Origin of the sequence: Flavobacterium sp. H122, assembly GCF_004959765.1 — a bacterium.
Taxonomy (GTDB): Bacteria; Bacteroidota; Bacteroidia; order Flavobacteriales; family Flavobacteriaceae; genus Flavobacterium.
This window is the reverse complement of the sequence record NZ_SJZD01000002.1, coordinates 84,666-98,323: the sequence shown is the minus strand read 5'-3', so window position 1 is coordinate 98,323 and position 13,658 is coordinate 84,666. Positions and strand designations below refer to the sequence as shown.

The 13,658-nt window shown below is 34.4% G+C and carries 11 protein-coding genes; 4 read left to right on the top strand and 7 right to left on the bottom strand.

The genetic code is table 11. The features are described 5' to 3' along the window. The first annotated feature begins 68 nt into the window (after positions 1-68). Positions 69-1,205 carry an ATP-binding protein gene (locus EZM65_RS03960; protein WP_136667244.1) on the top strand — a complete coding sequence of 379 codons (1,137 nt, stop codon included), beginning with the start codon at positions 69-71 and terminating at the stop codon, positions 1,203-1,205. Positions 1,206-1,207: 2 nt separating this feature from the next. On the opposite strand, the gene EZM65_RS03955 is transcribed toward EZM65_RS03960, so the two are convergent. The 4 genes from EZM65_RS03955 to EZM65_RS03940 form a co-directional block, all read right to left on the bottom strand. Further along, positions 1,208-1,861 carry a response regulator gene (locus EZM65_RS03955; RefSeq protein ID WP_136667243.1) on the bottom strand — a complete coding sequence of 218 codons (654 nt, stop codon included), beginning with the start codon at positions 1,859-1,861 and terminating at the stop codon, positions 1,208-1,210. Between the two features lie 2 nt (positions 1,862-1,863). Then, positions 1,864-2,223, bottom strand: coding sequence for a sensor histidine kinase (locus tag EZM65_RS03950; protein WP_169051631.1), 360 nt, complete (start codon positions 2,221-2,223; stop codon positions 1,864-1,866). 136 nt (positions 2,224-2,359) lie between these two features. After that, positions 2,360-3,898, bottom strand: a complete 1,539-nt coding sequence (locus tag EZM65_RS03945; RefSeq protein WP_169051630.1) for a lipopolysaccharide assembly protein LapB — start codon at positions 3,896-3,898, stop codon at positions 2,360-2,362. Positions 3,899-4,012: 114 nt separating this feature from the next. Continuing rightward, positions 4,013-4,231, bottom strand: coding sequence for a hypothetical protein (locus EZM65_RS03940; protein WP_136667240.1), 219 nt, complete (start codon positions 4,229-4,231; stop codon positions 4,013-4,015). Positions 4,232-4,340: 109 nt separating this feature from the next. Here EZM65_RS03940 and EZM65_RS03935 point away from each other — a divergent pair, with 109 nt between their 5' ends. From EZM65_RS03935 to EZM65_RS03925, 3 genes are read left to right on the top strand one after another with little or no spacing between them, the layout of a single operon-like run. Beyond that, positions 4,341-5,066: a metallophosphoesterase gene (locus EZM65_RS03935; RefSeq protein ID WP_136667239.1), complete on the top strand. Its 726-nt coding sequence runs from the start codon at positions 4,341-4,343 to the stop codon at positions 5,064-5,066. A 36-nt stretch (positions 5,067-5,102) separates the two neighbouring features. Further along, positions 5,103-5,615: a DUF6646 family protein gene (locus EZM65_RS03930; RefSeq protein ID WP_136667238.1), complete on the top strand. Its 513-nt coding sequence runs from the start codon at positions 5,103-5,105 to the stop codon at positions 5,613-5,615. Beyond that, positions 5,615-6,187, top strand: a complete 573-nt coding sequence (locus EZM65_RS03925) for an alkylphosphonate utilization protein (protein WP_136667237.1) — start codon at positions 5,615-5,617, stop codon at positions 6,185-6,187. Before EZM65_RS03930 ends, EZM65_RS03925 begins: the two co-directional genes overlap by 1 nt. Before the next feature lie 63 nt (positions 6,188-6,250). Here the strand turns inward: EZM65_RS03925 and EZM65_RS03920 are convergent, their stop codons facing one another. From EZM65_RS03920 to EZM65_RS03910, 3 genes are all read right to left on the bottom strand, one after another. After that, positions 6,251-11,152, bottom strand: coding sequence for a T9SS type A sorting domain-containing protein (locus tag EZM65_RS03920; protein ID WP_136667236.1), 4,902 nt, complete (start codon positions 11,150-11,152; stop codon positions 6,251-6,253). Positions 11,153-11,457: 305 nt separating this feature from the next. Beyond that, positions 11,458-13,011 (bottom strand): aldehyde dehydrogenase family protein, encoded by a 1,554-nt coding sequence (locus EZM65_RS03915; RefSeq protein WP_136667235.1) that lies wholly within the window; start codon positions 13,009-13,011, stop codon positions 11,458-11,460. 77 nt (positions 13,012-13,088) lie between these two features. Next, a complete protein-coding gene (locus tag EZM65_RS03910) occupies positions 13,089-13,616 on the bottom strand; it encodes a 3-hydroxyanthranilate 3,4-dioxygenase (RefSeq protein ID WP_136667234.1) in 528 nt (175 codons plus the stop codon). Positions 13,617-13,658: the final 42 nt, after the last annotated feature.

The following is a 13,658-nucleotide window of genomic DNA, read 5'->3' as shown; positions in this document are numbered from 1 at the left end:
TGGGATATTTGATTTTTAATGATTTATTAACGTTAAAAAATGTATTTTAGTATAAAATAGATTGAAAAATGATTAACAAGCGTCTTTTAATTAAAAACTTACTGGCTCACAACGATGAAAACAGTTTCTATGATAAAAAAAGACAATTGAACTTACATACCAGAGAGGGAAAAGGAAAGTTTTTAAAGCATATTTGCGCACTTTCAAACTCAAATCCCAACAATAATTCCTACATAGTTGTGGGAGTTGAAGATGAGAGCAACGAAATTGTAGGCGATGATTTTTTTGACGACAGCCGGATTCAGAATCTTGTAAATGCTTTTTTAGAAAACCCGCCTAAAATTCAATATGAAAATATTCCTTTTCCTCATTTGGAAAAAGACAAAGTTGTTGGTTTAGTTACTATAAAACCCAATCACAAAACTGTTTTCTTTAAAAAGGGAATCCATACTATTGAAAACGGATCAACTTTTATACGTATTGGCAGCAATACATTGCCAACAACAAATAAAATACCTCATAACAAACAAAATATTGAAACAGTCATAAGTATTGAAAACAACTCCAGAAACAGTATTGCTCACACACTGGAAGGCGTTCTTGACTTTATGAATATCCGTCATAAAGACATGGAAACAGAGTACAAGGTTTTTAAGGAACTTTTTGTGGTTTGCTGGTCAAGTAATAAAAAAAGAGTCCGGGATGTTGTTTATTTGTCCCGTGTAGACATTGAACTGATAAATGAGCAAATAAAACTCTTTTACTCTGCACAGGATGAAGTTATAATTTCTTATTCAGACAGTTCATTCAGTATTACTGAATTTATTCAACTGGGCTTGAATGACAAAACGAGTTATTATCCACTGGAAAAAGTTACCATCAGTTTTTTTGACAATGGCTATTACAAAATGCAGAATGAAATGCTTTTTGAACCGCCTCAGTACAACAAAAAAATGCTGCATCATATTTACAATTCCAATAAATCATTAATCGAAAAAATGAACAAAGGACTTACGCTTACAGAGCGTGAAGAAAAGGATCTGGAAAATCTCCCCCACACTCTAATGATTTGTTACTTAAACGGCTTCGAAAATGCAAAACAAAGATTAATAGATGCTAAAATACTCCTTAAACCATTTCCCAAAACATATATATCCTTTAAGGAAGCTTTACGGGTTTTACGAAAAATGAAGTACAATAATTAATTTTAAACCAAACCCGCTTTCTTTGCCGCATTGATAATATCTTCGTCATTGCCACCTTCAATTCCCAGAAAAGTTCTTATGTTCGCTTTACGTTTTTCAATTGAACTCATCGAAAGATTAATATAGCCAGGCATACTTTTAGTTTTTATACCTTTAGAAAGCAATGAAATTATCTGGCGGTTATAATCATCAAGATATACTTTATTAGACAATAATTCCTTCATATTATTTTTTACTGTAGCACTTCTGTATATATCGCCTTTTACGATTTTATCAAAAGCAATCAAAAGCTCATCAGCTGTAAAGTCACTTTTTACCAACAAACCTTCAGGATTTACAGATGTAATTATATCATATAAGACTATTGATTCAGAATGAGAGGTCAGAAAAACAATTTTTGTTTCAGGATTTACTTTTCTGATAATTTTTGCCAAATCTATACCTGTATTCAGATTTCTTTGTTCAAATGCCGGCAGGTTATAATCCACGAAAGCAATATTGAAACTGCAGTTGGGTTCAATTTGGTTGAGTGCCATTTCACAATTATAAGCCGGTATCACTTCGATTTCATAACCAAAATCGTTAAATGACAATATCACTTTATATCCTTCTATCATCGAAGGGTGATCATCTATTATTAAAATTCTGACTTTCATTTCTAATTGGGTATTGATATATTTATGTGTGTTCCTTTTTCTTTTGAAGAGTAAATCTGTATTTCACCGTCCATTGCTTTTACCCTTGAAGACATATTTTTTAAACCTATACCTTCTTTTGCTTTTGTTGTATCAAAACCTAAACCGTTATCATCAATATCAACTACAATTCTATCAACGACTCCTTTTATACTCAATTTGACTAATGTTGCTTTTGAATACTTATATATGTTTTGAAGACATTCCTGTAAAATTCTATACAGATGAATTTTTGTACCGCTTTCTACCTTGCTCCATTCGATCGTCTTATCGATTTCGATTTGATATTTTATATTTATTGCCCCGCAGTATTCTTCAAACAAATCACTTATAATAACTTTAAAACTTTCTTTTTCCAGTAAACTCTCTCTGTTCAGGTCATGCGAAATATCCCTGAGTTCTTTCTCAATATTTTGAATATTATCAATATGTTTAATGCAGTTTTTAATAGTTTCAGGGTCATTTTTTTTTTGTTAAAACAAACAGATTCAATCTGGTGCTTGTTAATTTACTCATTACACCATCATGAAGTTCCTGTGAAATACGCTTTTTTTCCTGTTGTCTAACGTCATTAATGATAGTTTGTTGCCTCAGCATTAATTTATATATCTGCTCATTACTTTCCTGCTGCGCTTTTTCAAACTGAAGTTGCCTGTTTTTGGAATACTGTACTTTACTGTTATAAAGTAATCCTAAAAACAAAATCAAGATGCCACTGCTAAATAAAATCAACCATCTTTGCGATGAAATCTGTTCTTTTTCTTCCTGAATAAGTTTTTTTTCATTCAGAATTTCCTCGGTTTCATATTCAATACGTGCAAATTTGTTCCGGTTTGCTCTTTCAACATTCTGCAGACTGTCATTTAGTCTAATATATCTTTCAAAAAGTTTGGATTTGTTCTTACCATCCAGCCTTGTCAAAATTTTTAAGGATTTAAGCTCGTCTTCAAAAATTTTATTTGAATTCGCCAATTCTCTGGCCTGATTTAAATAGTATATGGATTTATCTTTTTTACCTTTGGCTTTATACAGTTCACCCAGATTAAGATATGTCCCGACTATACCTGGTGTGTTATTCTGATTCTTTCTGATATTTAATGCTTCAAAAAACATTTTCTCAGCTTGCTGAAAATTTCCAAGCTTCAATTCAGCATAAGCTTCGTTATTTATAATAGAAGAATACAGGTAAGGTTCAAAAAATTTAAGATCAGCAATGTCCATCGCTGCGTTATAGTATTGCTTAGCCGTCTCATAAACCTCTATTTTTGTATATACTTTACCTATATAGTTTAAAACCTGGGCTTTAAAAGTTATATATTGTGGGTCATCTTCTAAATTGTTAGTGTAATTTAGAGCTTTTTCATAGTATATCAACGCTTCTTTTTCATTATTAAGACCTAACAAAGCATTACCCAGATTAACGTAGCAATCATATATAAGTCTGTCGTCATTTACAATTTTAGCTATTTTTAAAACTTTTATTATTTCTGCCTCTGCCCCGGAAAAATCCTTTTCATAAAGCAGTATGTCTGCCTTTGAAAATTTAACTCTTATCAGGTCTTTTAGATGATTTAAAGAATCATATTTCTTTTCTGCTTTTGTAAAATAATAATATGCACTATCGTTTCTAAATTTCGAATAATGATAATCTGCAATATAATGAAAGCCTTTTGCAATGGCGAAGTTATCTTTTTCATTTAGTGAAAGGTTATAAACTTTTTTTACAACTCTTAAGTAATTTTCATAATCTTGTATATTGTAATACCTCCCCGCTAGTTTAAACAATCTTTCACGATATAAAGAATCATTAACCGAATAATTATTTAATTTATTTTCTGCCAGTTTAATTAATCTTAAACGCTCGCTTTTAGGAAGACTGTAATTATTTGCCCTGTCTAAAATTAAATCGACACCATCATTAATAATACTGCTGCTTTCCTTTTCAACACAAGAAAAGGAAAGCAGCAGTATTATTAATGATGGTGCTTTCCTTTTCAACACAAGAAAAGGAAAGCAGCAGTATTAAATAAACAAAACATCTAAACAAATTTCTTATTTTTAATCATCAAATTTACGATAAATAAAATACAGTAAGAAATTTCATATGCTTTCTTATGGTTTTCTAGGTTTTATAATAGGATCTCCATCTTCACAAGTAGTTGAAGTAGTTTCTGTAGTTTCTGTAGTTTCTGTATATACATCGCTGGCAGTAGTCTCATCTACAACAATTCCTTCTGTTTCGGTTCTTAACAAGCCATTCTCCTCATAATTACAGGTTGCCGGAGATAATAATAATAAAAAAATACCTGTTGTGTATAAAAAATTTTTCATAAGTTCTTAGTTTTTAGGTTTTTACTCTTGTTTTAAACAAATTTAACTGCATATTTTGGAATTTATTTACGGATTTTTTGTACATTTTGTTAAAATTTTAAATTATTTGATGGGTACTTTTGTAATTGGTGATATACACGGAGCTTTAAAAGCACTAAAACAGGTTCTAGACAGAGCAAAAATTTCAACTTCCGATACTCTTCTTTTTTTGGGGGATTATGTAGATGGTTGGAGTGAGTCGCCGCAGGTCATAGATTTTTTTATTGAACTGGAAAAATCTCACAACTGTATTTTTATAAGAGGTAATCATGATGAACTGGTACTCCATTGGCTTCAAAACAATCACGACAATCCAATGTGGTACAATCATGGCGGTGAGTCAACTGTTTTAGCTTATGCATCTATCAGTAATGAAATAAAGGAAAAACATATTGATTTTCTTTTAAATCTTAAAAATTATTATCTTGATGAAAACAACAGATTATTTGTTCATGCAGGCTTTACAAATTTAAAAGGAGTCACCATTGAACATTTCCCGAGATTATTATATTGGGACAGAACATTATGGGAAATGGCACTTTGTTTGGACAACTCCATTTCAAGAGATTCATTATTATATCCCAAAAGATTATCATTATACAATGAAATCTACATAGGACACACTCCTGTGACTCAAATCAACAAAACTATCCCTGTTAATAAAGCCAATATCTGGAATGTAGATACCGGCGCTGCATTTTACGGCCCGTTAACAATAATGAATGTTGACACGAAAGAGTTTTGGCAAAGTGACCCTGTACACACTTTGTATCCTGATGAAAAAGGCAGAAATTAATTTCAACTTACTATATTTGTCCAAAATTTATTAGCAATGAAAAAAATCATCACATTATTATTAGTTGCATTTGCCGGTTTTTCAGTGAATGCTCAAGAAGCTTATAGTGGCAAAGGCGATACAAAAATGCACATTGGTGCTAATTTCCAAGACGGAGGAACCGGTTTGAATGTTGGAGCTGACTTTGGGTTAGGTGAAAATATTTCTATTGGTTTTTCTGCAAATTATTTGTTAGGTGTTAAAGAAGTTACAGTTGGTTCAGAAACCTTAAAACCGGAATTTAAAGACAGAATTGATGCAAAATTCAGATTCAATGCCAATATTGGTAAAGTAATGACATTACCTGAACAGATAGATGTTTATCCTGGTCTGGATTTAGGTGTTAAAAACTTTGGAGGACATTTAGGAGTTCGTTATTTCTTTTCTGAAGGTTTTGGTTTACAAACTGAATTTGGTGTTCCTTTTGCTAAATACGACACAAATATTCAGGGTTTCGATGAATTAAACAATCAATTTTATGCTAATTTCAGCATGGTATTCAACTTATAATGAGCGTAATTGAAAAAAAACTAAAGGATAGAAGCGGTTCCAAATGTGAATTATGCGGCAACGAACATGATTTACTTGTTTACAATGTTGCTCCAAACTCGATTGAAAGTCTGGAACAATCTATTTTAGCATGCAAAACCTGTATTGGACAAATTGAAAATCCGGAAACGACCGATGCCAATCATTGGCATTGTTTGTCTGACAGTATGTGGAGTGAACATTTACCGGTTCAGATAGTCTCATGGCGAATGCTGACCCGTTTGAAAAAGAATGACTTACTTGACATGATGTATCTTGATGAAGAATCTTTAGAATGGGCAAAAGCTACAGGAGAGGGTGAAGATGAAGATGGCAAAATAATCCACAAAGATTCTAATGGAAATATTCTTCAGGATGGTGACTCAGTTGTCTTGATTAAAGATTTAGACGTAAAAGGAGCTAACTTTACTGCAAAACGTGGAGCCGCTGTTCACAACATTAAACTGGTCTGGGATAATGCTGAGCAAATTGAAGGCCGTGTGGAAGGACAGCATATTGTTATCCTAACACAATATGTCAAGAAAACAAAATAATTACCTATAAAAAAGAGGCTTTTAAAAATATTTAAAAAGCCTCTTTTTCAATTAACAACTAACTTATTCTTTTATAAACTTCTTAGTAACCACACCATTCTCAGCAATTAACTTAACTATATAAGTTGCTTTGCTTATTTTGCTCAAATTAATTTTTGTATGTGAATCCGAAGAATTTTCCATATCTGAAGTCATTACTGTCTGACCAAGAACATTAAATACATGAATTTTTTTCAAAATAACATTAGATCCATTTTCTATATTCAATGATGTATCGTTTTTTGAGTAATAAATTAAAAACTTATCATTTGAAACATCATCATTATTCAATGCAGCTTTTTCAAATCGAATTGAAAATCTGTTTAAATACTCACCTTTTTCTAAATTTAAAGCCACTTCTGAATCCTGTAAATTATAGTAGACCTGCATTAAATCATCATATAAATAAACAGGAGTTTCTTTCGGAATATTTTCTAATCCAGCTAATTTAAAAATACTGGCTCCAGAATTTTCAACAACTACAGCCAATCCAATTCTTTGTGCTGCATCGAAATTACTGACAGCCTGAATGATAAATTTACCATTTTCAAACGACCAATAAGCATCATCTTTATTGACATCTATCATAGGAGCATCGTAACCTAAGTCAAAATTATCCGAAGCATTTTCATCAGCACCTACTAATAATTGTCGACTGATACCAATAGAAGAAATATACTGTATCCTGATTTTTTTTCTTGCATCCTGATACTCGTTATTTACATTTCCGTTAGAAGCAACCCTCATCATTACTGAATTTCCGCTTCCTTCAGTCATAAATGCTCTTTGACTGTTCTTAAAATTAACAGTACCACCGGTAATAGCAGTCGCCAGATTAGGATTATTTGCTGTCAAATTAGGATCTAAAGTGGCATGAATAAAAAAACCTTGTGCCACAGGTACATATTTTTTTGGCACTTTCGAACCAGTAGCACCGTTATTTGCCGCTAAAGGATCGTTAGAGACTGCAACTACTCCCCCCATTAAAGTATAAGTTGCGTATCCGCCAACATATTGTGCCAAATAATGGGTGGTTCCACCAAAATGATCCCAAAAATATAAGGCCCCATTAAACTTATTTGAAGTGGCTGTACAACCCATACAATCTTTTAAATTATCTCTTATAAACTTATCGGCATCTAACGCTGAAGGGTATGGATTACCTACCAGATAGGTTTGATTTGTACCTAAGACAACATTTATATCACCATTATTGGGTTTGCCTGCAAATACAAAGTTTTGAAATGCTGATGGTGTAACTGTTCCGTCACAACCTTTCATTATATATCCTTCACCTATTTTCATCAAACTGTTACTATATATTTTCTGCCAGTTTGAATATGAATTGGTTGTTGATGAAAACTTATACAGCCATCTATTACTTATTTTAATTGGGGTTGTGGCTGGTCCATCTGCAAAATAAATTCCTTCACCAAAAACAATTCCAGTAGTTGCAAACGGATCTGTAGTGACATCTGTCCCATCTTTCATTATTCCTGAAATAGTATAATTCACATTATCCAGACTTACGGGTGATGACCAGTATGTATAATGAAAACTGCTTTTTTTACCTTGCTGATCTCTGAATAATCTGCCTGTGCCTGTCAGCGGATTTGATGAAGTACCGTTTTGCACTAATTGAGCCTCGTCTGTCAATCTCAAATCCCCGCTTTGCAGCGTAAGATTGTTTGCAACAGTCAATTGGAATGCATTGGGCAATATTATCCCTTTGGCCCCACCGCTTACATTTAAACTCAGATTATAGAACTGTTCATTGTTTTTAATACTTTGATTGATGTATTGTATTTGGTTTAAAGTTGAACCGGCGAAAACAACCGTTCCGTTTCCTGAATTAAATGTTCCGCTGTTTTTCCAGTCTTTACCTATATTTATAGTTGATGCATTAGTCATAGTCAGAGAAGCTCCTCCGGTTATCGTAATATCTCTTGCATTTGCGATACCGGAATAAGGAATTGCCTTTGCGGTAGCTGCATTAATGTTTGGCATATTTGGTGATCCGGATGGAATCAAAACATCAGTAGTTATACTCGGAGGATTAGGTCCGCCACCAGCCCAGTTCATACAATCAAACCATTCTGTGTCTTTTAAACCGGTCCATAAGCCGGGAGTTCCGTTTAACACGTTAACGTTCGCATTTCCTGGAAAATCCCCGGGAATAGAAGTACAGTTAGCATCAGATAAAGCCGTTATTCTATATGTTGTATTAGCAATTAAATTCGGAGTATTAAAAATATACGGATTACTACTTGTGGTAACAGTTGTTGAAGCTGTCCCGTCATTATAGGTAATTGTCCATGGAGCGACACCTGTTAAAGCAATACTAAATGTTGCAGGTGTATTATTGCATATAGTTTGTGAAGGCCCTATTGAAGCTGTCGGCCGTTGAATAACAGTTACCGTTACATAGGAAGTACCTGCACTTCCTGAACTGATACAAGTTGACGTTCCGTTGATAATGAAGCTGGAGCGAACCCCATAAATTGTGGTTACTGTCGGCGAAACTGAATACGTCAATCCCGTTGCCACTACATTTCCGCCGCCATCTACCCATTGTGTAGTTATATTTACCGGGATATCCGGAATTTTAATATCATCAATTGCCCATAAACTATCTGTATTATTAGAGAAATAAGTGAATCGGATTTTTAAATTTGGCTGACCAATATAAGCATTAAGGTTAAATGACTGAACCGTAGTGAATGGACTGAATGGCCCCTGATCTGTATAAGGGCTTCCGCCTGTCTGTGTATAAAGCGTAACAGGATAAGTTGACCCTCCGTTTAGTGAAAGCTCTACTTTTATATTAGCTCCGGGATATAATCTATAGGCATGTGTAAATTGAAATGTTGCAGTTGATAACCCCAATGTACTAAAAACAGGTGTTTCCATCCGGGATGTCCCGTTATAAGGAGCTCCCCATAAATCCCCGTGAACTATTGCGAATTTACCGGTTGAAGTACAATTTATACCGGAATAAGTACCTCCGTTAGTGGCACTTAAAGCAAATGCATTTTCATTGGTATTACTGCTTCCTGAATTTAAACAATTCACACATCCGTCAGAAAGCCAACCTGAAGGGTTTGCATCGTTAAATGTACCCCCCGTAGCTAAATTTTGACTGGTAGCGTAACCACTGACAGCACTTAAAACTGAAGACCCGCCATTACAAATTGTTGATGGTGATGCAACTACTGGTGAAGGCTTGATATTAGGTATCACATTTACCAGCACAATATTAGATTTTGCATCAGGGCATAAAATTCCGTTTCTCACACTCACCCTAAACAAAGTTGTAACTGTCAAACCAGCATAGTTATATGTAATTAAATTAGCTGTACCTGCAATTGAAGACCAGGTTACTCCACCGTCTGTTGAACGTTCCCAAGTCACTACATTCCCCGTTTTACCTGCTAAATTAAGTGTTCCCGTTGGACTGCTGTAACAAACTGTTGCAGGATTATAACCTGAGGAATCAGTCAATGTACCGCCCACCGCTAATGGCTGCACAGTAATTGAACTTCCCATTGATGCTGCAGGACTACAACCACCGGTTGTAGATACAGTATAATTGAAGGTTCCGGTTACTGATGATGTTCCGCTGATAGTAAAGACTCCTCCCGCATAACTTCCTGTTACTCCCGGAGGCAATCCATTTACAGTTACTCCCGTTGCGTTAGATACAGTATAATGAATAGGAATAATTGAAGAATTAATACAAATAATCTGTGGTTCATCGTCTAAAGACGAAATCACCATTGCCGGAGTCACCGTAATGGTTCCTCCTAAGGAAGCAACAGGCAAACAACCGCCGCTAGTACTTACTGTATAGTTAAAAGGACCCGATACTGTAGGTGTTCCGCTGATAGTAAAAATACCTGTACCAGCATTATAGCTTCCTGTAACGCCTGCAGGCAATCCAGATGCTGATGCACTTGCAGAATTTCCTACATTATAAGCGATATTAGCTATTGATGTATTTATACAAACCGTTTGATTTGTACTACCAGAATTCAACGTTATTGCCATTGCCGGAGTCACCGTAATAGTTCCTCCTAAAGAAACAGATGGCAAACAACCACCACTAGTGCTAACTGTGTAGTTAAAAGGACCTGATACTGTAGGTGTTCCGCTAATGGTAAAAACTCCTGTGCCAGAATTATAACTTCCTGTCACACCAGCTGGCAAGCCAAGTGCATATGCACTTGTAGCATCACCTACGTTGTAGGTAATGTCAGCTATTGAAGTATTAATACAAACTGTCTGGTTATCATTCCCAGAACTTAATAGAATTGCCATTGAAGGTCTTACTGTTATTGATCCATTAGCAGTAGCATCGGGAGAACACCCACCTGAAGTTGTTACTGTATAATTAAAAATTCCAGCAACGGATGGTGTACCTGAAATTGTAAATGTTCCTGCTGTAGAATCATAATTTCCAGTAACGCCTGTTGGCAAATTACTAATTAAAACATCAGTCACATTACCAACATTATATACTATGTCAGTTAAAGATGTATTAATACAAATATCTTGATTATCATTTGCAGTGGCTAGATTTAAAAATGGCAAATTTGTAACAGTAATAGTTATTAAATCATCCATTTCGTTACTGCAAGCTGGTGTAGAAGTGTAAGCTAATACATTGTATGTTTTTGCAGAAGTTGGAGAAATTGTAAAAGTAATATCATTACCATCTCCTAAAACCGGAGATTCGACATCACTATCATCAAAATCATCTCTTAATTGGTAACTTACTCCGTTCTCACTACTGCTTAATGTAATAATCACTGATTGTCCTATACAAATTGATACATCATTTGACAAAGATTTCTCAATTGAACAATCTTGCCCGAATCCGTATTGTGTTGTAAGAACTAAAATTAAAAAAAGTCGAATTTGTTTCATAGACAACAATTTTAGTTAACAATAATTCATGTTTGTGTTACTTTCACCAATAGTGAAGTGGGCAAGTCATAAGTTACTCAATCAATATGTCTTTCAAGTAAACAGAATAGATTTCTTGGGGAGATTTGTTTCTGTGATATAAAATTATAAATTAAAACAGAGTAAAAATCAATCAATTATGAATTATCGATAAGTTGAATTTATAATCCGATTAACTGATTCGTGAATTTTTACACACTCACTAAAATTGAGGATAATAAAAAAGCGCCCTAATTTAGGGCGCTTCTAAGTAAATAATATTTTTCTTACAAATCAAACTTGATACCTTGAGCTAAAGGCAATTGATCTGAATAGTTAACAGTATTCGTTTGTCTTCTCATATATACTTTCCAAGCATCAGAACCAGACTCACGACCACCACCAGTTTCTTTTTCTCCACCAAAAGCACCACCAATTTCAGCACCAGAAGTTCCGATGTTTACGTTAGCGATTCCACAGTCAGAACCAGCGAATGATAAGAATTTTTCTGCTTCTTTCATGCTGTTTGTCATAATTGATGAAGATAAACCTTGTGCTACACCGTTTTGTAAATCGATCGCGTTTTCAACTTCTCCACTATATTTCATTAAATATAAAATTGGTGCAAACGTTTCGTGTTGTACAATTTCAAAATGATTTTCTGCTTCAATGATAGCTGGTTTTACATAACATCCCGATTCGTATCCTTCTCCATTTAAAACACCACCTTCAACTAATACTTTTCCACCTTCTGCTTTCGCTTTTTCAATTGCAGCTAAGTAAGTATTTACTGCATCAGTATCAATAAGTGGACCAACATGGTTTTTCTCATCTAACGGGTTACCAATTTTAATTTGTCCGTACGCACCAACAATCGCGTCACGAACTGTATCATAAACTGATTCATGGATAATTAATCTACGAGTAGAAGTACATCTTTGTCCTGCTGTACCAACTGCTCCGAAAACCGCACCAGGAACAACTACTTTTAAATCGGCAGTAGGCGTGATGATGATGGCGTTGTTTCCACCTAATTCTAATAATGATTTTCCGAAACGCTCCGCTACTTTTGCCCCAACGATTCTTCCCATTCTTGTTGATCCTGTTGCAGAAACCAATGGAATTCTAGTGTCGTTAGTAATCATTTCACCTACTTTGTAATCTCCGTTTACAATACAAGAAATTCCTTCAGGTAAATTATTTGCTTTTAATACATCGGCAATAATATTTTGACAAGCGATTGTACAAATTGGTGCTTTTTCAGAACCTTTCCATACACAAACGTCTCCACAAATCCATGCTAATGCTGTGTTCCAAGACCAAACCGCAACTGGGAAGTTGAAAGCAGAAATGATTCCAACAATTCCAATTGGATGCCATTGCTCACGCATTACGTGACCTGGACGTTCAGATGGAATAACTTGTCCGTTTAATTGACGAGATAAACCAACTGCAAAATCACAGATGTCGATCATTTCTTGAACTTCTCCGTAACCTTCTTGTAAAGATTTCCCCATTTCATAAGAAACTAATTTCCCTAGAGGCTCTTTTAATTCTCTTAATTTATTTCCAAACTGACGTACAATTTCTCCACGTTGAGGTGCGGGCATTGCTCTGAAAACTTTGAAAGCTTCTTCAGCGCTTTGCATCACTTTTTCGTAATCAGCTGCCGTTGTTGTTTTTACTTTTCCGATTAATTGACCATCAACTGGTGAGTAACTTTCGATAATTTCTCCAGAAGAAAAACTATTTGAACCTGTTGAAGTTCCATCGTTAATTTCTTTAATTCCTAATGCTTTTAATGCTTCTTGCATTCCGAATTGTTGAGCTATTGTTGACATTGTAACTTTTTTATCTTGTTTTGTTAAAAATTAGTGCAAAGGTATTCATTTTGTGCAAATATACAATTTGCTGTATTCTAACCTAGAAAACGGGTATCAGCTTCCATAATTGTCCCGCATTTATCACAGGTTCTTTTTTCTTCTGAGGTATAAAAATCTTTAAAATGTTGTAAAAAATCTTTTTCAATATCATTTAAACCAAAGTAAACTTCATGCAGCTTATGATTGCAGCTATCACAAAACCACAATAAGCCATCTTTCGCTTCTGGTCTTCTACGTTCTATAACCAAACCTACTGAACCTTCAGTTCGGTTAGGTGAATGAGGAACTTTTGCCGGATGCAGATACATGTCGCCTGGTGATAAAGTCATTTCTTTTTTTTGCCCATCTTCCTGAATATACACTGTAATTTCACCTTCCAACTGATAAAACAATTCTTCAGTTTCATTATAATGGTAGTCTTTTCTGGCATTGGGGCCACCCACAATCATTACTATATAATCGTCTGATTCTACATATAAATTTTTATTGGCAACAGGCGGTTTAAGAAGATGTCTGTTTTCTTCTATCCATTTATTAAGATTAAAAGGTTTTTTAATTGACATAACCGATTTTTATGTAAAGTTAAAAAATAAAAAATCCCGAAC

Coding starts and splice junctions, on each gene's coding strand:
- EZM65_RS03960 (WP_136667244.1), top strand. CDS start 69: ATGATTAACAAGCGTCTTTTAATTAAAAACTTACTGGCTCACAACGAT.
- EZM65_RS03955 (WP_136667243.1), bottom strand. CDS start 1,861: ATGAAAGTCAGAATTTTAATAATAGATGATCACCCTTCGATGATAGAA.
- EZM65_RS03940 (WP_136667240.1), bottom strand. CDS start 4,231: ATGAAAAATTTTTTATACACAACAGGTATTTTTTTATTATTATTATCT.
- EZM65_RS03935 (WP_136667239.1), top strand. CDS start 4,341: ATGGGTACTTTTGTAATTGGTGATATACACGGAGCTTTAAAAGCACTA.
- EZM65_RS03930 (WP_136667238.1), top strand. CDS start 5,103: ATGAAAAAAATCATCACATTATTATTAGTTGCATTTGCCGGTTTTTCA.
- EZM65_RS03925 (WP_136667237.1), top strand. CDS start 5,615: ATGAGCGTAATTGAAAAAAAACTAAAGGATAGAAGCGGTTCCAAATGT.
- EZM65_RS03920 (WP_136667236.1), bottom strand. CDS start 11,152: ATGAAACAAATTCGACTTTTTTTAATTTTAGTTCTTACAACACAATAC.
- EZM65_RS03915 (WP_136667235.1), bottom strand. CDS start 13,011: ATGTCAACAATAGCTCAACAATTCGGAATGCAAGAAGCATTAAAAGCA.
- EZM65_RS03910 (WP_136667234.1), bottom strand. CDS start 13,616: ATGTCAATTAAAAAACCTTTTAATCTTAATAAATGGATAGAAGAAAAC.